This window comes from Polyangiaceae bacterium (assembly GCA_020633205.1).
In the GTDB taxonomy this organism is placed as follows: domain Bacteria; phylum Myxococcota_A; class Polyangia; order Polyangiales; family Polyangiaceae; genus JAHBVY01.
On record JACKEB010000012.1, the window covers coordinates 800,974 to 821,040 of the forward strand.

The following is a 20,067-nucleotide window of genomic DNA, read 5'->3' on the forward strand; positions in this document are numbered from 1 at the left end:
GGTGGTTGAGCCCCACAACCGGCTCCCCCCATCCCTGGCAAGCGCTCGCCCCCACCCAAATCACTTACGGAACGGCCCGCTTCTGGACTTCTCTGTCATCTGGAGCGCCCTCTGAGGTACAAAGCTGCTTCGCATGCCCGACGACTCCGAGCCGACCCAGCACGAAGCGCCGCTACGCGAAGCGCCGCGTTCGGAAGAACACGACGGGCTCGGCGCGAACTTCGATGGCGAGGATTTCCTCTTCCACCTGTATCGCGGCTCCGAGCTGCTACAGGACAACCGCATCGAAGAGGCAAAGACCGAGCTCGAGACTGCGCTCGGGATGCAGCCTCGGGACATCGAAGGTCAGGGGCTGCTGGGCGTCGTCTACTTCCGCCTTGGCATGTACCCCCATGCGATGGAGATCTACGAGGAGCTCGTGCGGGCCTGTCCCCGCGAGGTCACTCCTCGGATCAACCTCGCGCTTTGCTACCTGAAGACCGGGCAGCTCTTGCAGGCGCGCTCCGTGCTCGAGCAGATCATCGGGCTCGTTCCAGAGCATCAGCGAGCTTGGGGGTACCTTGGGCTCGTGTTCGAGCGCCTGGGGGATCACGCCAAGGCGCAGGTCGCTTTCGAGCGCGCGGGGCAGCCTCACCTCGCCCGCCGCATGCAGCACATCCTCGAGGAACGCTCGCGGATCCCCGGGGAATCGCAACCTCCGGATCGCCAGGAAGTGATGAGCGCCGCTGCGGACGCCGCGGCGGAGCTCGAGCGCGGCGAAGAAGCCTTCCACGTGGCGGGGAATTCCGATGGTGCGACCTCACGCTCGGGCCGTTGGCGCGCCATCGAGCTCGGGCAGGAGCGCCTGCCCCCGCCTTCACGGCCGTTTACGCCGGTATCGCTGACGCCCAGCCGCCCCCCGCGCCCGCCGTCGCTGCCACCAACCAGCGCGCGCGGCGGTGCGCCGACGCTCGCAGGCGGAGTCTTCGTCCCCCCACCGGTCGACCAGCTCGCAGAGGAGTCGCTCCTGGTATTCAGCGAAGAACCCCGGGTCGTGGGTCACGCGGATGGGGTGGTGCTCGTCAACTCCGAGGAGCGATTCTGCCTACGCCCGAGCGCGGTGCGCGCAGTGCTCCCCATTGGCAACGATCTGACGAGCCGTCAGCTCAAACGCCGTTCACGCGGCCGGGAGACCGAGGAGCTTCTGGGTGACGCCGGGGACGGCATCATCGAACTCCTGGGGCCAGCACGCCTAGTGCTTGGGAGCCCCGAGGGGCGCCTGGTGGTCACCCAGCTCGACGGGCAGTTCCTGTACTTGAGGGAGCGGCTCCTGGTGGCCTTCGAGAGCGGGATTGCCTACGAAAGCGGGCGTTTGCCGGTGAGCGGGGAGCGCCATGAGGCGGTGGTGCAGTTGTCCGGGCAGGGCGCGGTGGTGTTCAACGGGGGCGACCTGATCGAGGCGCTTGATTGCCGCGCGGAACAGCCCTTGTGGATCGCGGCGGAGTACGTCGTGGGCTGGACTGGCAGGCTGTTGCCGCGACCGCTCGACCCCTCCGAGGCGCTAGGTGTGGCGCAGCTCGGGCGCGTCGGGGGCTCCACGGGGCTGATCAGCTTCTCGGGGGATGGTGCCGTTTTCGCCAAAGTGCGCTAGAGAGGGCGCGTTGCCCGAGACTCGAGGCGCTGAATGAGTGATTCTCCCCCCCAAACCGAGAGCGCGAAAAAGAAGCGTCCCAAGGTCGATCCGGAGCAGCGCAAGGCGCGCCGCAAATCGTTGCGTGAAGACGCAGTCAACATCCCGAATCTGCTGACTTTTGGCCGCATTGCCATCATCCCAGTGGTGCTCTGGCTGCTCGACCGGGGGACACCTCAGGACTGTGTGACGGCGGCGTTGGTATACGCCGCGGCGGCGATCACCGATCTGCTGGACGGGTACCTGGCGCGCAAGCTGGGTGTGGTCAGTGTACTCGGGAAGTTCCTCGATCCCCTCGCGGACAAGCTCTTGGTAATGGCCGTCCTGATCTGGATGGTGCCGATGGGGCGCATCTCCGAGTGGGTGGTGATTCTGCTGCTGGGGCGCGAAATCAGCATCACCGGGCTGCGCTCGATCGCCAGCAGCGAAGGCGTGGTGATCGCTGCTGGTGGCGGCGGAAAGAGCAAAACCGCGCTGCAAATGGTGGGGATCTTGTGCCTGGTGATCGGCTACCCGTACCACCTGGACATCGGGATCTACGACCTTGGTGTGGTGGATCTAGTGCCCGTCGGGCGCTGGCTCATCTACATCTCCCTGGTCTTCAGCTTCGGCAGCGGCTTCGAGTACGTGAGGCTCTTCGCCGAGGCGGTCGAGGCCAAGGACCGGCGCCAGGCAGAGAACTGAGCGGGAACCGCCCCGAAGTCGCTCGCAGAAGCGTGACAAGTCCCCTGCCTGGCTGCTAACACAAGCCCGCCATGCGCGTGAGACACGCCCTTCTTTTGGGATTCATTGGCTTTGTGTTCGTCGCTTGCTCCAAGCAGGGCGAAGGCGAGCGCTGCGACCTTCTCTTGAGCGGTGAGACCGGCGACTGTGAGGTTGGCCTGGTTTGCACTGCAGCCAACACGCTGAACGACAACAGCACGGACCGTTGCTGTCCGCCTGAGGGCGAGTCCTTCAGCGACAATCGCTGCGCCCCGAAATCGAGCATCGGTTCGAACGGGGGTAGCGCTGGCACTGGTGGCACGTCGACTGCGGGCAGCGGCGGAACGTCCACCGCAGGCAGCGGCGGAACGTCCACCGCAGGCAGCGGCGGAACGTCGACTGCGGGCAGCGGCGGAACGTCCACCGCAGGCAGCGGCGGTACTGGTGGTTCGGCGGGTACTGGCGGTTCGGCAGGCACGGGCGGCAGCGCTGGCTCCGCTGGCACGGGCGGCTCTGCTGGCGCTGCGGGCAGCGCAGGGACTGGGACGTGAGAGTCCGCGCCTTCTGGGTGGGCCTCTTGGGGCTCGCTTTGTTGCGCTGTTCAAGCGCGGCAGCAGAAGGCGAAGGCTGCGATCTCGCGGAGGGCAACGCCGACTGCCAGAGCGGCTTGGTGTGCACGTCGCCTTTGGACATTCAGGCAGATCACGCGGTGTGCTGTCCTGGCCCCGGTGACTCACCCAACGAAGCCGCGTGTCGCTCGTCAGCGGACGGCGTGATTCCCGATGCTGGTGTTGGCTCTGCATACTCGAGCGGCGGTTCCGTGAACGATGGTGGCGCAGCCGCCGGTTCGGGCGGTGTTGCGGGCTCGGCGGGCACAGGCGGCTCGGCGGGCACAGGCGGCTCGGCGGGCACAGGCGGCTCGGCGGGCACAGGCGGCTCAGCGGGTACAGGCGGCTCAGCGGGTACAGGCGGCTCAGCGGGTACAGGCGGCTCAGCGGGTACAGGTGGAACCGGCGGTTCCGCAGGGAGCAACTAGCGATGCCCGTCAGCGATCTGATGGCTCAGGCTCAAGAAGCGCTGCTGCTCAGTATCGCGGTCTCCCTGCCGGTGATTGGTGCGGCCGCTTTGGCTGGGTTGTTTGTTGCTATTTTCCAGGCGGCAACTCAGGTGCAAGACATCACCCTCGCCCATTTGCCGCGGCTACTCGTCGTTGCGGTGGTGCTGGCGCTGGCTGGCCCCTGGATGGGACACCAAATCGCGAGCTTCGCGGCCCGCGCATTCACTGGCGGTTGAGGCTGGGGCTCGGTTCAAATGGGCGGCGGCGCGCAGGTGCTCGACGTTTCTCAAGCCGTTCTGGCGCTGAGATCCGACGGCGTGTTGGTCGGGGGTGAGGTGCGCGGTCGGCTGACGGAGCTCGGCCCAAGGCACCTCGTGCTCGAAGACGCGGAGCTGCGACTCGAATGCAGCTGTGAGCCAGCCCTGGCGGAGGCAGGTGCAGCCGTGGCCGGCGACCTAATCGCCGCGCAGATCACTCGGGTAGAAGCCGACGTCGTGCACGTCGGGACAGTGCGGCGCATTGCCTCGGGGAAACTGCTTGAGCAGCCGACTGGGGAGCATGCTCGGCGCTTGGGGCGGCGCATGCGTGCCCGCGCGGCTGCCCAGCGCTTCATCCGAAGCTACTTCGATGACGCCGGTTTTCTAGAGGTGGATACGCCAGTGCGCGTGCAAGCGCCGGGGCTCGATCTGCACGTGGACGCGCTTTCTGCACATGACGGCTGGCTGATCACCTCTCCAGAGCACCACATGAAGCGGCTGCTGGTCGCTGGTTTGCCGCGCATCTACCAGATCGCTCGGGCGTCTCGCGCCGAAGAGCTGGGTGCGCTGCATCAGCCCGAGTTTCTGTTGCTCGAGTGGTATCGCGCCTACGCGGGTATGGCCGAGGTGATGGCGGACACCGAGGCGCTGGTGGTTGGCGTTGTCGAGACGTTGCGCTCGCTCGCTCCAGGAGCCCAGCTGCGCGATGTCTCATATCAGGGCACACGCTTCGATCTCTCGCGGCCATTCGAGCGCGTCAGCGTTCGCGAAGCATACCGCCGCTTCGCTGATGTGGACGACGTGGTCGCGCTCGCGAGAGACGACGAAGACCGCTATTTCGAGCTCATGGTGGATCGGGTGGAACCCGGGCTCACTGCGCTCCAGCGACCGGTGTTCCTACACGGTTACCCCCTCAGCCAGGCGTCCCTAGCGCGGCCGGATCCCCTCGATCCCGAGACGGCGGAGCGCTTCGAGCTCTACTGGGCAGGCGTCGAGCTATGCAACGGCTTTGGCGAGCTGAACGACGCTGCGGAGCAGCGTCGCCGCTACGTCGCCGCGATCGAGGATCGTCGCTCGCGACAGATGCCGGTCTACCCGTTGGATGAGCCTTTCCTCACGGCATTGGAAGAGGGTATGCCCCCTGCCGGAGGCAACGCGCTTGGGCTCGATCGCTTGTTGATGTTGGCTCTGGACGAGACGAGCCTGGACGCGGTGGTCCCCTTCCCCATCCCGCGCCCAGAATGAATCACGCAGCCTGATTCAAGCTGCGTGATGCGAGCGGCGCCAGCGCCGCCGACTACTGCCCCACGCTCGGGGTCATGCTCTGAGCCGCAGCGACCAGGAAGCGGACCATGTCCGCGTTCGCCGCAGGCACGTCGAAGATCACGAAGTGCCCGTCTTGGTCGATCGGCGGACCGTACTCCCGGGCGCCCAGGGTGAGCGTTTCCGTACCGCTACCGAGGTTGCCGCTGACAGGGCCAGGCTGCTCGTCGACGCCGCTCAGCGCGTCTGGAGGGCTCGCGCTCGAGTCTGCCTTGGCGAGGTCGAACTTGCCGGCCTGGATGTAGGTCGCGAGGGTGACCGGGGTGCTGTAGCTGTCTCCCAACCCGTAGGTTTGAAACACGCTCTTCGGTGACATATCGGTCTCCGGATTGCGCCACAGACCCGCAAAGTTCAGTGGATCGGCGGGATCCACCCATTGCTGCAGCAGAGTCAACACCGGGTGATTCGTGCCCGCGACCAGCTCGAAATCAGCGCTAAAATCGCCGAGCACGAGGGGCACCGCTGCCTTGATGTTCACGGGTTGAGTCTTGGTCAACAGCGAGTCTTTCAAGCTTGCTCCGTTGCCTGAAAGCACTGCCGCGCGGAAATCCGTTGCGTAAGGCACTGCAAGGCTACCTTCAGTCGCGCCCTGGGAGTGCCCGAAGAACACGATGCGCAGCGGATCGACCTTGATCGCGTCGCCCCCGGTGTCTCCCGCGCTCACGTCAAGCGACGCGGCGAAGCGCCCAAGCGAGAGCTGGTCCGCTGCGCCTTGGAGCGGATTGCCGCGCGCGGCGGCGGGGTTTCCAAAGTTGAAGAAGAGGTTGTTGGGAGACTCGTCGGAATTTCCCCGACGAGGGCCGTGCTCGACTTGATCGATGCCCAGCACGACGAAGGGCGTGCTGGCTTTGGCCAATGCCCCCGCTACCTCATCCCGCACGTGGGAGCGGAAGCTCCCACCAGTGCCATGCGCGAAGACTACTGCGGGCCAACCTTCGGTCGGCATGGTCGTGCCCTTAGGGACGGTGACGGAGAGGCACACCGCTTCGCTGCGTTGCACGCTGTTCTTGATCCCGCCACCGCTCGCCAGGTACGGCGCGTCTCCCTCCTGGAAGATCGGGAGCGACACGAGCGCGTGGTACTCGGCGAAATCCGCGCCCTCAGCCTGACAGCCGCGGTCTCCTTCGGCGTCAGGGCAAGGAGACTGCACGCCAGCGTCGCAGCGCACCCAGCCGCTGGCGGTTGGTGCTGGGGCTGCCGTAACGGCATCCGCGACCTGACGCATGGGCGCCCGCACGTCCTCGGTGGTGATCACGGTGGCGTTCAAGACGGTCGCAGGATCGATCGCCTGATCCGCGAGGTAACTGCGGAAGCCGGCAAACTTGGCGTGAGCATCAGCCAGCACGGGGTCACTCGGCGCCGCGTCCGCGAGTAGCGCCTCGAACTGCTCCGAGCGCTCGATCGCATTGCCGGACTTATCCTTGCCGTCGGTCGTGAGGAACACCGCGTAGCTGTGCCCTGGAAGCATTGGCGACCCTTGAGGACGCTGAATCGCGAAGTAGTCCGAGCAGACGTACTTTCCGCCGGCCTCGTTGGCGACCCAACGCAACCCAGACGTGCGCCCGAAGTCGTCACCTGGCGTGATGTCGACCCACTGCACCGGCTTCTTCACGCCCTCCACGAACTGGAAGGACTCGAAGTCGATGTGACCCGAGAAGCGGAAGATCACGGCTGGATAGGTGCCCCAGCCGGTTGCGGATTGGCTCAGCGCGTCGATGTAGATCTTCACCGGATCGTAGCCGAGCAAGGCGGAGCCAGGGGTTGGGAAGCCCTGCAGGTTCAGCTTCCCGTCTTGGAACAACAGGTCGTTGGGGAACGGGAGCCGAAAGAAGTCTCCCGCCTGTCCCGCCGGGTCATTGACCCCGGGTACCTCGAAGAACGCTCGCACAGTGCCCGCGGAGATGGGTGCGCAAGTGACGCCGGGGAACTCAGACGCGCCGAGGCTCGAGCCGCCTGCCGGCGCTTTCTGACATTCGCCACCGACGCAGGTCAGACCGCCGAAGCAGCTCGAGGGGGTCGCACAGTTGCCGCCGAGATCCGTGTTGCCTTCGGGGACACACTGAGCCCCGAAGCCGACGATGGCGCAGCGCAGGCCGTGTACGCAGTCCGTATCCGCAAGGCAGGCATCCCCGCTCTGACCCTCACCCGCGTTGACACAGCGCGAGTCCACGCACTGCAGCTCATCTTTGCACTCCGCGCTGATCGTGCACGCGGCACCAAACGCGATGTTGCCAGCGGGTTGGCACACGCCACCTGGGCTGCACTCGAGTCCGCGGCGACACTCGCCGCCACTGCATGCCTCCCCCACTCCGGCGTTGCCGCCGCCCGTTCCACCGCCCTCGTCCCCACCGGAACAAGCTGCAACCAGCAGCAGGCTGAACGCGGCAGCCCCTGCGATCCCGCTCCAAGATTTGCGCATCCCCGCGAGCATAACCCTGGCCTATGGGGCCAGGCCAGCGTGGCCGGCGAGCATCGGCCTGCGGCCATCGCCCTCAGTAGTGCAGCACGCTCACGACGGGGTGCGGCAAGAGCCGCTCTCGGCCGGCGAGATCATCCAATTCGATCACGAACGCGAAGGCAGAAACGTAGGCGCCTTGGCGATGCACCAGCTCCGCCGCTGCCGCCGCTGTGCCTCCGGTGGCCAGCAGGTCGTCGACGATCACCACGCTCGCGTCTTCTCGCAGTGAGTCTCGATGCATCTCGAGCTCGGCTTCCCCATACTCGAGGGAGTACGCAACTTTATCCGTGCGGTATGGCAGCTTGCCTGGCTTGCGGACGGGCACAAAGCTCGTGTTCAGGCGGGCCGCGAGGGCGGCGCCGAAAATGAAGCCGCGGGATTCAATGCCGACGATTGCATCCACGTGCTCTCCGGTGAAGCGATGTGCCAAGGCGTCCAGCACGATATGAAAGCCCTTCGGATCCGCGAGTAGAGGCGTGATGTCCTTGAAAAGGATACCGGGCACCGGGAAGTCCGGGATGTCGCGGATCAGTCCGCGCACATGGGCGATGGGGTCGAGGTTTACGACCTCGGCGAGCGGGCTCGTGCCGCGACCCCCGACGCGAGAGGCCCGCTGCGGAGAGCCCTCGGTGTTGCGTTTCCTTGCGGTACGCTCCTTGGCTGTCTTTGCCGTGCCGGCCTGGGACTTGTCCACACCTCGAGGAGTTGGTGAGCGTCTGGCCGGCATCGCTGCCGGTGCTGCTTTCGAGCCACGCTTGCGGTTCGCCATGGCGGACAGGAGTAGCACCGTTTGGCGGCAGCCAGAAGCGTTCCTAGGGTCGCACGGGTGTCATCGGGCAGCGCCGTTCAGCCAGCAGCGCCGTTCAGCCAGCAGCGCCTTCCACGACTTGCTCTGCCAGGGCTTGCTGAGCTGAATACCAGAGGTCTAGCACCAGCGGCGTGACCCCAACCTCGCCGCGATCGAAGGCTTCTGTGTCAGAGCCGGCGAGGGTGTTGTGCTCCACCCCAGAGCCACCAATCCAGAGGTACTCCTTCCCTCGCGGATCCCGACGAAACTCCACCGCGTCGAGATACCTACGCGTGCCCAAGCGAGTCGCGGCGAGCTTCCAGTCGGAGCCTGGGGGAAAGTTGACGTTGAGCAACGTCAGTTCGTCACGTGAGCCGCCGAGGAAGCTCTGGGCAAGCCGAGCCGCGACGCCCACAGCGGCCTGACGATCCGCTCGGTTGTCCGCGGAGACGGCAATGGCAGGGATGCCCTTCAGCGCTGCCTCGCGCGCGGCGGCGACGGTTCCGCTGTAGAACACGTCATCGCCGAGGTTCACCCCATGGTTCAACCCAGAGAGCACCAGATCCGGGCGCCGTGGCACCACGCGGTCTGCAGAGTGCAGCGCGACGTAGACGCAGTCCGCCGGGGTGCCATCGACAGAGAACACGCCGGGCTCGTGGCGCACCAAGCGCAACGGGCGGTGCAGCGTCAGGGAGTGGCTCATGGCGCTCTGCTCTGAAGCCGGTGCGCACACCACCACCTCCGCGAACTCGCTCAGCGCGCCTCTCAGCGCCTGCAGCCCTTCAGCGCGAAAGCCATCATCGTTGGCCAACAAGATCAGTGGTTTTGACAAGGTTTCCTCGAAATCGGAGCGAGCTGCATGGCGGTGAGGGCTCTGTTAGTGACTCCCGGCCCGCGCTGCAAGGCGCGCCACGCGGCGCAGAACCGCGCGTTCCTCAGACGTGGCCCCTAACCCGCGCGGCGCCGACTTTGCAGCCCCGGCGTGCCAATGCGAGTGGTGTATCGAATCATCCAGCTCTCGAACGAGGGCAAACAGAGTGGTTTTGGCTATGCTCTTACACATCAGTGTCAGAGCACACGCGCCATCATCTCGATGAGATCACGACTCAGGTCGCAGAATGCATCACTCGCTTCGGCGTCGCTGGTGAGGTGCACGTCGACGCGGAGCGCGCCAGCCTGACGGGCTATGGCCCGCCGGCGGAGGTCGCAATTGGTGATCTACTGGAACGCTGGCCAGAGCTCAGCCATGAAGACCGCGCGCGGCGTTGTTTGGAAACCGCGCGGAAACTCGTGGCGGCTCGGCGCAGTTCGCTGCCACCAGGTCGGCCCAAGCGGCTACTGCAGCTGCCCGGGTGGCTCGCGCCGCTGATCTTTTTTGCCCTACTCGGCGGCTTCGGCTGGTGGTGGTTGAGCCGCCCCGTCCCCAAGACGGCTGTCGCCGAAGCTGCGGCGCCGGCGTCGACATCGGGAGCCGTAGATGGCGAACAGCGCGCCGCGAGTGTGTGTCAGCGCACGCGTTCTAGGGTGATGCGTGGCGCGAGCGTCGGTCCTCTCGACGTGGAGGGATGGGTGGTGGAGCTGGCGCTTCAGCGGCCTTCGGATCGGCCCTTCGAGAGGGGGAAGCTGCTAGGCGATTTCATCGACCTCGATCAGGACGAGCCGCATGTGGTTTGGACCCAAGCCCCGGCGCTCAGTAGCCTGACCGGGATCGGCACACGAGTAGAGGTCGCGGAGTCCTCACTCGTTGCCTCCGGGATCGAGCCGAGGCGCTCGCTCGTGCTGACCTTCATGGGCAGCTACATCAAGCCATACTTCGACGAGAAGGCGCGCATCCAGTACGTGATGTTTGCCAACGCTCTCGCGCAGCGCGCCGGGGCGAGCCACGGCGCCCTCTACGCGCGCTGCACGGGAGATTCGAATCATCACATTGGTGCTTGGTTCCTCGGACCAACGCCGGGCGAAGCCGTGGGGTCGTTGATCTACTTCATGGGCACCTATGCAAGCTCTCCCCACGTCTCAGCGTACGCCCTGTCGGACGCCGCAGCGCCCGACAGGGCTAGCCTGCTCGACAGCATTCTCAAGTCGACGGCGAACTCGTCGCGCAGCGAGATCGGACTCTGGTTGGGTGCCCAAGGAGGGATGCTGGCGGGTCCGGCGGACGGACCGACGCGCATCACGTTCCCTTTCAAAGACGCAAACCGCGCATCGCGAGCGAGCCGGGAAATCGCCCGTCTGCTGGAGATTGGTCCCGGTTGATGGGCTCAGGCACATCCCGACAAGAGGTCGCGGGGTTGACCACGGGCAGGCCTTAGGCCATGTGAAGGTCGAAGATGCTGTCGCCGAGCGATCTCGAACAACGCCTGCTGGCGTCCTTCCCCGACGCGCAGGTCCAGATCACCGACCTCACCGGTACTCAGGACCACTATCAACTGCGCATCGTCAGCCAGCGTTTCGCGGGTCTGGCTCCGCTTGCTCGCCACCGTATGGTTTACGCGGCGCTGGGTGAGGCCATGCGCGGACCCATTCACGCGCTCTCGTTCGAGGCGCTGGCGCCGACGGAGGCGTGACCCGCATCCGCGGTGGCTCGCCAACACTTAGACCAACGCGCCAAGTCTAGGCGCAACGGAGAATGAAAATGGAACAAGCACTTCGCGACCAGATCAAACACACCATTGATGACAACCAGGTCGTGCTGTTCATGAAGGGAAGCCGACTGTTCCCGCAGTGCGGCTTCTCGGCGCGCGTCGTCGATATCCTCAAGCGCATGGAGGTCCCTTTCAAGGACGTCAATATCCTCGCGGATCAGAGCTTGAGAGACGGCATGAAGGAGTTCAGCGAGTGGCCCACCTTCCCTCAGCTCTACGTGAAGGGTGAGTTCGTCGGCGGCTGTGACATCGTCATGCAGATGTTCGAGAACGGCGAGCTCGAGAAGATCCTGAAGTAGCTGGCTCTACTCCCCAACGCGTGGCGGCCCGATTCCAAAGGAACCGGGCCGCGGTGCTTTTGTGACTCGGAGACCTACTTGTCCTGCGGGCGACTCATGACGATTCGCAGCCCGCGCAGCGCATCAGCGAAGCGGATCCGCTGCTCTTCGATGGCGAGGCTCACCTCGACCAAGCGCTTCTCGATCTGCTCCATACGCTTCGTGTTCTCGGCGAGGCGCTGAGTCAGCGTACGCTTCAAGTCATCAGCGAAGCGGTTCTTCTCCAGGCTCTTCAGCTTGAGACGATCTTCTCGGGCAAAGCGCTCGAGCTCGTTTCGCTCCAAGGAGAGCTTGTTTTGCTCGTCCTCGGACGTCTTGAGCTTGTTGCGCAACTCCCACGCTTTGCGTAGCCGCTCGACGCGCTCGGCGTCGATCTCCTTTGGAGGCGACTTGAGGAAGGCTTCAATCGCTTCGCGGGCCAAATCGCTGGTCCAGCTCGCCCACTCTTGGGATGGTTGACGCTCCTCCACGAGCAGCTTGCCGTCGCTGTGAGGCTTCACGTTGAGCGGCACGAGGGCGTGGTCGACGTTGTCTTCGGTGCCCTTGGGCGGCTCGAAGAGCGTGCTGCTGCCACGTCGGGGGTGCTTGATCAGCAGCTTCGCGGGTTCCCCGCCGCCGTTCTTCACGCCGTACGTCGTCTCGTAGACCACGTCCCGCTCGATCATGATCTGACCGTTTTCGATCTTGTAGAGACGGGAGTGGCGGCGGTCGACCTTCAGGTCCGAGTTGATCAACAGGCTGCGCTCGAGAGCGAACGGGACCGTCGCCGAAGCCTTCGGCGGTAGCGGTTCCACCATTCCCTGGCCAAGGAAGGAACCTTGCTGGAACACCGCGATTGGGCCCCGCTCGAGCAGGCCCTTGGTGTCATTCTTGAACCTTGCCACGCGGAAAGGATGAGAAGAGGACTCTGGCACCCCGCCGTCGGGCGAGAACAGGAACATCGCCTCGCCCCTCACCTTCTTGGCCACGAGCAGCACCATGGTGGCGCTCTCATTGGGAACAGTCACAGGATTCGGGATCGCGTAGCGCGTGGTCCCGCTATCCACCGCGACTGCGGCGAGGGCGCTGACGTTTCGCGGTCCGCTTGGGCCCTGCTGCTGTGCCTCCGCCAGGGCGATACGCCGGCGCTCCGCCATGGAGACCTTGCCCTTGTCCTTCTTCATCGGTGCGGATGAGGCAGAGGCTGTCGGCTTCGGAGCTGGGCGCGCCGTTGCCCGACCCCCGCCGCCGGCTCCTGTGCCGCGCATGCCGAGGCCAGCGGGGGCATCGGCGGCGGCGACGTCGTCATCCATATCGTAGCCGTAACCTTCTTCAGCTTTCTCCTCGACTGGCATTGGCTCCGCCTCGGGCGGCGGTGGCGGAACTTCGGTGGAGAGCGTCGTAAGACCCTCGGGCACCGCGGCGATCACTTCGCCCTGGTCGGTCACGATGGGGCGCTGCGGGACCACGGGATCTCCAAGCGTCGACTCGAACGCGAGCGGCGCTCCGGCGACCAACACCAGCTTCACCTGGGACCAGTCCTCGCCGGAGAGGTTCTGCACGATGCCCCAGGCTTGGAGATCCGCGCTCCCGTCTTCTTGGACGACGAGACGGTAACTTGGCCGCCAAACGGGCGTCTCCGAGACGTACCCTACGGCCAGCGTATGACGTTGCCCGTCGAGGTGGAGCACCACGTCCTTCAGATCCTTCGCGGTCTTCGAGGGCTCTGGCTCTGGCGGCAGCGGCTTGAGCATCGAGTAGAGCCGAGGATCCCCCGACGGCGGCTCCTCCTCGCCCTCGATTTCGAGGGGGAAAGACGCCGAGCGCACCGAGCTCCCGCCGTGTTCGACGATCGCCAGCGTCGCGAGGAAGTCCCCGACCATGCGCTGCTTCATCTTGAAGCGTACTTCGTCGCTTTCGACCTCTCCTGCGCGCTCGAAGTACCCCACTCCGTTTCGGTAGACGACGACCCGAGACAGCGGGAGCTGATCGGTGGTGACGTTGGCGGTGGCAGCGCACCCACCGCTTCCAAGCGCGGAGAGGCCGAGCGCGAGTGCCATCAAACTTGAGCGCCACGTTGCCCCGGGCGCCATCCGAGCGCTGCCCCGGCGATGAATCAAAGCCATGTTGAGTGTGTCCTCCTCTAGAAGCCGACCCCGACCGCGCCCCTGTGGTGCGGTTGAACCGCAGGTCTATGCAAGACCGCGGGTTCGATGAGGTCGTGTGTTCGAAGCAACTGGGGTCGCGCAAGCGACCCAGCAGCACTGCGACGTTTGAAGTCGGTGGAGGAGTCTACAGAGAGGTGAGAAGAGTGAACACACGCTGTGACAAAGCGCTGCGGACGTCTCCCTGCAGGCTCTCTCGCGCAGCGCTGGCAGGCGGCCCGCGCGTGGGCCCTCTCCCCCAAACCCCAAGACCCTGGAGCGTTCGCGCTGACGCGCACGACTTCATGAAACGCTGCCTGCTGGGTGCAGCCGCCCCTCGCCGAGTCCGGCGAGGCACAAATCTCCCTGGCGGTAGCAGATCCGGCTATCCTGATGCCACTGTGAGTCGTCCCGCGCCGCCGCCCAAACCACCGCCGAAGCCAACTCGACAGAGCAACGAAGCCTCCGGGGCACACCAGATGCCTCCAGACTCCGCGCCAGGCCCGCTGAGTGCGTCGGCCAAAGAGCAGCTCACCTTGCAAGCACTGGGACTGCGCAACGAGCAGGTTCAGGCGCGGATCATCCACTACAAGGGTGACCTCGAGACCAGCCCTGAGCTCGACGCCGTGACGGCCCAAGTCGTCGCCCAGCTCAAGGCGATGCAAGCGGTCGTCGAGAGCGACCCCAATGAGCGCGAGTCTCCTGACGCCATCGAGGCGGAGCAGATCGAACTTCTGTCCCGCTTGTTGCAGCGCGTGTTCACCAAGGACGAGCAGAGCAGCCTCGTCACCCAGAACCTGAACACCATTGGGCGCCGAGTCGCGAAGCTGTTCTTCGAGAGCGAGCTTCATGAGAAGACCCGCGGTGACAAAGAGAAGACCATCTACCACGCGGAACAGGGCATCTACTACGTGCTCTCCCGCTACAAGAACCGCATCAACGCGGAGCTCGAAGGCTTTGACTACGTCGATGACGACATCAAACAGCTGACCTTCGACCTCTTGACCAAGATGGAGCGCGACCTCCAGGTTGGCTTCTTGTCGCGCCGCTCTCCCGAGATGAAGCGCGTGATGGGCGACTACACCGCCGTCTTGATCGACTTCTTCCGCGAGCACCTGCCTCCGCGCGTCGAGCAGATGGCGAAGGTCACGATCCGCGCAGCGGAGACCGCCCAGCAAACCAACAGCGTCAGCTACAAGGTTCATGCCGATCGCTTTCCGTACTTCCGTGCGGAGTGGGAGCGGCTCTTCGTGCAGCAGATGGTCAATTTCTGCGGCGACGCGTTGATGGCTCGACTCGAGAAGACGGACCACGATATCCGCGACGAGACGGTGAAGTTCTTCACGGATCCCCACGTCTTCAGCGAGACGTGTGAGGTGATCTGCGACGCGCTGTACGACTTCCTGTGCCTCGAGGGCTTCCTCGATCTGCCGGTCGATTGGCGGGTGAAGCTGGGGCGCGCCTAGATCCCAGGTCATCAGCCGTGGAACGTCGTCGCCTGCTCGCGTTGGTTGCCGGTGTCTTGGGCACTGGCCTGATCGGCTACGCGTTCTTTACGGACGAGTCGGAGGAGGAACGTGTGCGGAGTGTGCTCAGTCGCTTCGGGCGTGCGGTCTCCGTCGAGGCGGACCAGACCAATCCGCTGGCTCGCTTGGCGTTCGTGAACGGCGAGTTCAAGGAGACGGTGGACCCCGATGTGCACGCGAGCGTTCCGGAGCTTCGTAACTTGAAGCAGGGGCGCCAGTCCCTCGCGGAGATGGCCGTACAGAGCGGGCAGCTCTTCCGTACGGCAACAGTCGAGTTCTCGAACTGCGATATCCAGGTTGGCAACGCGGGCGCCAAGGCGGACTGCGTCGGGCACCTAACCGGAGTGAACAGGAGCGGCGAACCACGCAAGGAGGAGCGCACCGTGCATTTCGAGCTGCGTGAGCAGGACGGCGCCTGGATGATTCAAAGCATCATCGTCAGCGAGGCCGCCAGCAACTAACGCCGGCTTTTCTGACATCAGAACTTGTCGTCTTCGTCCCCGAGCTCGGAGGTGTACGAAACGATGGCCGCGTTGCCCCCCACAGCGCTCAGAGGGTTCCATGGAGGACTCACCGATCCGATGCGGTTCGAGTTGTCGATCACCACGTAGTAGTGCCCCTGAGGCAGCTTGAATTTCTGCCGGAACTCCTGGTTTGGCTGGAGCACGAAGCTCGCCAGCGGGGCCTGTGCGGGGGGAGCCTCGGCGCCCCGCTGCATCCCGTCACGCCACAAGTCGCCGACTCCGCGTGGATAGATCATCACGTCGACGGGCTGTCCCGTGAGCTTCATGCGCAAGAAGAGCGCCTGGTCCGTATCAGCCACTTCGAACGGCCCCAGAAAGTCCACCTGGTTGTTGCGGATCTCCGTGGTCTCGTTCGCGAACACGTAGCGATCCCCCTCCGAGGTATCGAAGGGCTTCTTCGGGCGCGCGGGGGGCTGCAAGATCCCCAGGGCAAACTCATCGCCGTCGTCGCTGTGAACCACGGTGAAGCCACTGGACAGCTGGCTCTGCACGACTTGACTCCCGAACGTGCTCGCGAGGTAGCCGACCGGTGTCTTGTTCGCGATGTCCACGAACTTGTTCTCGATCGCTCCAACCTGGAAGGTCGGTCCGTAGGCGATGCGATTGGTGCGGGCGTAGACGTAGACCGCGTCCTCCGCCATGTAGAAATCCGGACGGTACTCGACGGCAGCTTCCACGCTGAAGCCGATGCGCCCAGCAACCGGCGTCCAGGCGTAGCCAGTTCCACCAAAGCGGATCGTCAGCGTCTTGTTCTGGTCGTCGACTTGGTAGCTACAGCTCGACGGGAAGAAGCGCCCGATCACGTTGCCGTCGGGGGACAGCTTCAAGGACGCGCCCCGCTTCAGCATCTCCGGACACATCTGGTTCGCGCCGAAGTTCGAGAACAACCACCAGCGAAGGTTGGGGCTGGCGTTCACCGTATTGCGGACGCACGGGCAGCCAACGCCGAGAAGCATCGGCAGGCAGAGCAGCGTGATGCGCCAGTACAGGCTGAACCAACGCCGCACGCCCACCTCCGGTGTCGCCCGCGAACTCACTTCGTCTTGGACGCAGCTGGTCATGATTCCTTACTCATCAATCCGTTCGCCCACTCGGGATCGAATCATTCGCGAGGCCCACCAAGTATCCACCGAGCGCGGCTCGTAGCTCGACTCTCGCACGAAACCACGCGAGTTCGTTGATGTATTTTGGCCGCTCCAGCTGGTGGAGAGCTGCTGTTGTGGCGGCGCAGTAGCGTTGAGCTGCGCGAACGCGAGCGGTTACGGCGTGTCAGCTATTCGCCCGACGCACGACGTCAGCCAGCGCGTCCAAGAACGCCGGATCCGTGTTGTGCGCGGGGACTCGCAACAGCTCGAGCCCTAGATCCTTCGCCCAGCCACGGGCCTCGATGTCCAGGTCGAAGAGTGTCTCGACATGATCCGCCACGAAGCCGACCGGGGCGATGGCAACTTGCCCCGTCGCGTTGTTCTGAGCGGCCTGCTTCAGCACATCCTCGAGAGCTGGGCCGAGCCACTCTCCCCCACTCGCGCCTTGGCTCTGGTATGCGAGCGTCGTGGGGCGCCCGAGCGACTTGCCAATCGCGGTTGCGCTTGCGCCAAACAGCTCAGCGTAGGGATCGCCGCCCCGCAGCACGACCAGGGGAAGGCTGTGAGCCGTGAGGATCAATGGTGTATCCGCGTGGCAAGAAAGCTCAGCCAGTGACCGAGCTACGAGCGCGGAAGTAGCCGCGACGAACGCAGGATCCTCTCCGTAGGGGGTCACGGCGACGACCTCCGGCACCTGGCGGCCTTGCTCCGCAAACGCCGCCAAGGCATCGCGGATCACTCCGCTGTAGATGTGGACGCTGAAGGGCGCCATGGGCAGCAACACAACGCGCCGATAAGCCGTCAGCTGGTCCAGGATCTCGTCGAGCGTGGGAGACCAGAAACGCATCACCACCCGACACGGCAGGCCTAGGCGCTCACTCAGACCCGCGGCTTGCTCCTCGGTGATGCGCAAGAGCGGTGAACCCCCGATCGCGGAGTAGCGATGACGCATCTCCGCGATGAGCTCGTCCGGCGCCGGGCGACCACGACGAATGCGCTTCAGGAACTCCGGGAGCTGGTCGAGCTCGCTCACGGTGCCGTGGCCAACCAGCAGCACCAACGTGTCTTCAGCCATGCCCGGCTTAGTAACGCCACGAGGCTGGGGTCGCAATCGCCCGTGGCAAGGATCCGGTGAGGCTCGACGCCGGATCGCGCATTGAGTATCCAGGGCTCATGGCGCTGATTCATTTGCAGGACAAAGTGGCGATCGTTAGCGGCGCGTCACGAGGCATTGGCGAGGCTATCGCGCTCGCCTTCGCAGAGGCGGGCGCGAAGGTCGTGGTCTCGAGCCGAAAGCAAGAGGGCGTTGACCAGGTCGCAGCCAAGATCAAGGAAGCTGGGGGTGAGGTGCTCGCCGTGGCGGCGCACATCGGACACGTCGACCAGTGTCAAGCGCTGCTCGACCGCACGATTTCCGAGTGGCAACGGGTGGACGTCGTCGTGAATTGCGCCGGCACGAACCCCTACTTCGGTCCGATGCTCACCATCGATGAAGGGGCCTACCAGAAGACCTTCGATATCAACCTGCGCGGCGCCTTCGAACTCTCGCGACGAGTGACCCAGACCATCATCGACCGCAAGGGCACCGGCTCGATCGTCAACATCGCGAGCGTCGCGGGGATGCGAGCGTCGCCCCTGCAAGGCGTTTACGGCATGACGAAGGCCGCGATGATCGCGATGACTCGCAGCATGGCCATGGAGTTCGGCTCGAGCGGCGTGCGGGTCAACAGCATCAGCCCGGGGCTCATCGACACGCGGCTCGCAGCAGCCATCGTTCAGAGTGACGCCGCTCGGGAGATCGTGACGTCCCGCGCGGCGCTAGGCCGCATCGGGGTGCCCGAAGAGCTCGCCGGCGCCGCGCTGTTCTTAGCCAGCGACGCCGCGAGCTATGTCACGGGGCACAACCTAGTGGTCGATGGCGGCTTGACCATCGTTTGATCACTTACCCCATGTACGGGTAACGCCAGTCCGTGGGGGGACACAAAGTCTCCTTCACGGTGCGCGGGCTCACCCAGCGGGCGAGGTTCTGCGCGCTGCCGGCCTTGTCGTTGGTGCCCGACAGGCGGGAGCCGCCGAAGGGCTGCTGACCGACGACGGCACCGGTCGGCTTGTCGTTGATATAAAAATTCCCCGCGGCAAATCGAAGCTTGTTCGCCATCTCGACGACTGCGTGGCGGTCGCGGGCAAATACGGCTCCGGTGAGCGCGTAGCCGCTGGTGGTGTCCACGAGCTCGAGCGCCTCCGTGTAGCGCGCGTCTTCGTACACGAAGAGCGTCACCACGGGGCCGAAGATCTCCTCCTGCATCAGGCGGTGCTTCGGATCCTCGACCTCGAAGAGCGTCGGCTCGATGAAGTAGCCGACCTCGCGGTTCCCTCCCCCTCCTGCGACGCAGCGCACCTTCGGGTCGCTCTTTCCAAGCTCCTGGTACTTGGAGATCTTCTCGAAGCTCTGGGCGCTGATCACGGCCCCCATGAAGTTCGAGAAGTCAGCGGGGTCGCCAACCTGGAGCTGGGCGATCGTCTCCTCGAGGATCTTCTTGAGCTCGGGCCACACACTCTTCGGAACGTAGACGCGAGAAGCTGCGGAGCACTTCTGCCCCTGGAACTCATAGCCGCCGCGCACGATCGCCACGGCGAGCTGCCGAACGTCCGCGCTCGGGTGTGCGAAGATGAAGTCTTTGCCTCCGGTCTCACCGACGATTCGCGGGTAGCTCTTGTACTTCGGCAGGTTGTTCGCGATTTGGGCCCACAGCGACTGAAAGACGCCTGTCGAGCCCGTGTAGTGCAGCCCTGCGAAATCTGGGGAGTCGAGCAGTTGCGAGGTGATCGCGACTGGGTCGCCGTTCACCAGGTTGATCACCCCAGGCGGTAAGCCGGCCTCGTTGAAGAGCTGCATCACCCGCTCTGCGGAGAGCATGGCGTTGGGCGACGGCTTCCAAATCACGGTGTTGCCCATCAGCGCTGGAGCGCTCGGCAGGTTCCCGGCGATGGCGGTGAAGTTGAACGGCGTGATCGCGTAGACGAAGCCGTCCAGGGGTCGCTGTTCGAGGCGATTCCAGATCCCTGCGGAAGAGCTCGGTTGGTCTTCAGCGAGCTTGTCGGCGTAGTGGGCGTTGAAGCGCAAGAAGTCGATCAGCTCACACGCGGAGTCGATCTCCGCCTGATGCGGGGTCTTGCTCTGACCGAGCAACGTCGCGCCGTTCAGCCTCTGCCGCCAAGGGCCGGCGAGGAGCTCCGCGGCACGTAGGAACACCGCAGCGCGGTCAGCCTGGGAGAGCGCGGCCCAGGGGCCTTTGGCTTGCTTCGCGGCTTCGACGGCTCTGGCGACTTCGGCGGTGCCCGCGAGACTCGCGCTGCCGAGCTGTCTTGCATGTGCTTGCGGTGAGCTGAACGGCAACTCCTGGCTCGTGCAGATCGCCTCCCCCCCAATCCAAAGCGGGAGTGACTCCGCCTGATACGCATCGAGCTCCGCTCGCAGCGCCGCGCGCTCGGGGCTCCCTGGGGCGTAGCTCAAGACGGGTTCGTTGTGGGGCACGGGCGCCTGAATCATGCTGCAGATCCTCCAACGCGGGG

Annotated in this window: 19 protein-coding genes; 12 read left to right on the forward strand and 7 right to left on the reverse strand. The window is 64.9% G+C overall.

Annotated elements, in window-relative coordinates; translation table 11 throughout:
* The first annotated feature begins 133 nt into the window (after window positions 1–133).
* From H6718_15570 to genX, 6 genes are all read left to right on the forward strand, one after another.
* Entirely contained in the window at window positions 134–1,630 is a 1,497-nt protein-coding gene (locus H6718_15570; GenBank protein ID MCB9586818.1) for a tetratricopeptide repeat protein, read from the forward strand.
* A 33-nt stretch (window positions 1,631–1,663) separates the two neighbouring features.
* On the forward strand, window positions 1,664–2,353 hold the full coding sequence (gene pgsA, locus H6718_15575) for a CDP-diacylglycerol--glycerol-3-phosphate 3-phosphatidyltransferase (GenBank protein MCB9586819.1): 690 nt from the start codon (window positions 1,664–1,666) through the stop codon (window positions 2,351–2,353).
* Window positions 2,354–2,424: 71 nt separating this feature from the next.
* Window positions 2,425–2,922, forward strand: a complete 498-nt coding sequence (locus H6718_15580) for a hypothetical protein (GenBank protein ID MCB9586820.1) — start codon at window positions 2,425–2,427, stop codon at window positions 2,920–2,922.
* Window positions 2,919–3,407: a hypothetical protein gene (locus H6718_15585; protein ID MCB9586821.1), complete on the forward strand. Its 489-nt coding sequence runs from the start codon at window positions 2,919–2,921 to the stop codon at window positions 3,405–3,407. Before H6718_15580 ends, H6718_15585 begins: the two co-directional genes overlap by 4 nt.
* Before the next feature lie 20 nt (window positions 3,408–3,427).
* Window positions 3,428–3,664: a flagellar biosynthetic protein FliQ gene (locus H6718_15590; GenBank protein ID MCB9586822.1), complete on the forward strand. Its 237-nt coding sequence runs from the start codon at window positions 3,428–3,430 to the stop codon at window positions 3,662–3,664.
* A 345-nt stretch (window positions 3,665–4,009) separates the two neighbouring features.
* Complete coding sequence (gene genX / locus H6718_15595; protein MCB9586823.1) at window positions 4,010–4,930, forward strand: EF-P lysine aminoacylase GenX; 921 nt, start codon at window positions 4,010–4,012, stop codon at window positions 4,928–4,930.
* A 52-nt stretch (window positions 4,931–4,982) separates the two neighbouring features.
* On the opposite strand, the gene H6718_15600 is transcribed toward genX, so the two are convergent.
* The 3 genes from H6718_15600 to surE form a co-directional block, all read right to left on the reverse strand.
* A complete protein-coding gene (locus tag H6718_15600; protein ID MCB9586824.1) occupies window positions 4,983–7,427 on the reverse strand; it encodes a hypothetical protein in 2,445 nt (814 codons plus the stop codon).
* 73 nt (window positions 7,428–7,500) lie between these two features.
* Complete coding sequence (locus tag H6718_15605; GenBank protein ID MCB9586825.1) at window positions 7,501–8,193, reverse strand: adenine phosphoribosyltransferase; 693 nt, start codon at window positions 8,191–8,193, stop codon at window positions 7,501–7,503.
* Between the two features lie 136 nt (window positions 8,194–8,329).
* Complete coding sequence (gene surE, locus H6718_15610) at window positions 8,330–9,085, reverse strand: 5'/3'-nucleotidase SurE (protein MCB9586826.1); 756 nt, start codon at window positions 9,083–9,085, stop codon at window positions 8,330–8,332.
* 233 nt (window positions 9,086–9,318) lie between these two features.
* Here surE and H6718_15615 point away from each other — a divergent pair, with 233 nt between their 5' ends.
* From H6718_15615 to grxD, 3 genes are all read left to right on the forward strand, one after another.
* Window positions 9,319–10,509 (forward strand): hypothetical protein, encoded by a 1,191-nt coding sequence (locus H6718_15615; GenBank protein ID MCB9586827.1) that lies wholly within the window; start codon window positions 9,319–9,321, stop codon window positions 10,507–10,509.
* 74 nt (window positions 10,510–10,583) lie between these two features.
* Window positions 10,584–10,820, forward strand: a complete 237-nt coding sequence (locus tag H6718_15620) for a BolA family transcriptional regulator (GenBank protein MCB9586828.1) — start codon at window positions 10,584–10,586, stop codon at window positions 10,818–10,820.
* 68 nt (window positions 10,821–10,888) lie between these two features.
* Window positions 10,889–11,197 carry a Grx4 family monothiol glutaredoxin gene (gene grxD, locus H6718_15625; GenBank protein MCB9586829.1) on the forward strand — a complete coding sequence of 103 codons (309 nt, stop codon included), beginning with the start codon at window positions 10,889–10,891 and terminating at the stop codon, window positions 11,195–11,197.
* A 74-nt stretch (window positions 11,198–11,271) separates the two neighbouring features.
* On the opposite strand, the gene H6718_15630 is transcribed toward grxD, so the two are convergent.
* The gene (locus tag H6718_15630; GenBank protein MCB9586830.1) at window positions 11,272–13,275 is read right to left on the reverse strand and encodes a DUF4139 domain-containing protein; all 2,004 of its coding nucleotides are present in this window, start codon (window positions 13,273–13,275) and stop codon (window positions 11,272–11,274) included.
* 485 nt (window positions 13,276–13,760) lie between these two features.
* Here H6718_15630 and H6718_15635 point away from each other — a divergent pair, with 485 nt between their 5' ends.
* Window positions 13,761–14,825, forward strand: a complete 1,065-nt coding sequence (locus H6718_15635) for a hypothetical protein (GenBank protein ID MCB9586831.1) — start codon at window positions 13,761–13,763, stop codon at window positions 14,823–14,825.
* Between the two features lie 17 nt (window positions 14,826–14,842).
* Entirely contained in the window at window positions 14,843–15,346 is a 504-nt protein-coding gene (locus H6718_15640; protein ID MCB9586832.1) for a hypothetical protein, read from the forward strand.
* Between the two features lie 17 nt (window positions 15,347–15,363).
* Here H6718_15640 and H6718_15645 read toward each other — a convergent pair whose 3' ends face one another.
* Window positions 15,364–16,470, reverse strand: coding sequence for a hypothetical protein (locus H6718_15645; GenBank protein ID MCB9586833.1), 1,107 nt, complete (start codon window positions 16,468–16,470; stop codon window positions 15,364–15,366).
* Window positions 16,471–16,678: 208 nt separating this feature from the next.
* Entirely contained in the window at window positions 16,679–17,569 is an 891-nt protein-coding gene (hemH, locus tag H6718_15650; GenBank protein ID MCB9586834.1) for a ferrochelatase, read from the reverse strand.
* 98 nt (window positions 17,570–17,667) lie between these two features.
* On the opposite strand from hemH, the gene H6718_15655 reads away from it, so the two are divergent.
* Window positions 17,668–18,432 carry a glucose 1-dehydrogenase gene (locus H6718_15655; protein ID MCB9586835.1) on the forward strand — a complete coding sequence of 255 codons (765 nt, stop codon included), beginning with the start codon at window positions 17,668–17,670 and terminating at the stop codon, window positions 18,430–18,432.
* 4 nt (window positions 18,433–18,436) lie between these two features.
* Here the strand turns inward: H6718_15655 and pruA are convergent, their stop codons facing one another.
* Window positions 18,437–20,044 carry an L-glutamate gamma-semialdehyde dehydrogenase gene (gene pruA / locus H6718_15660; protein MCB9586836.1) on the reverse strand — a complete coding sequence of 536 codons (1,608 nt, stop codon included), beginning with the start codon at window positions 20,042–20,044 and terminating at the stop codon, window positions 18,437–18,439.
* Window positions 20,045–20,067: the final 23 nt, after the last annotated feature.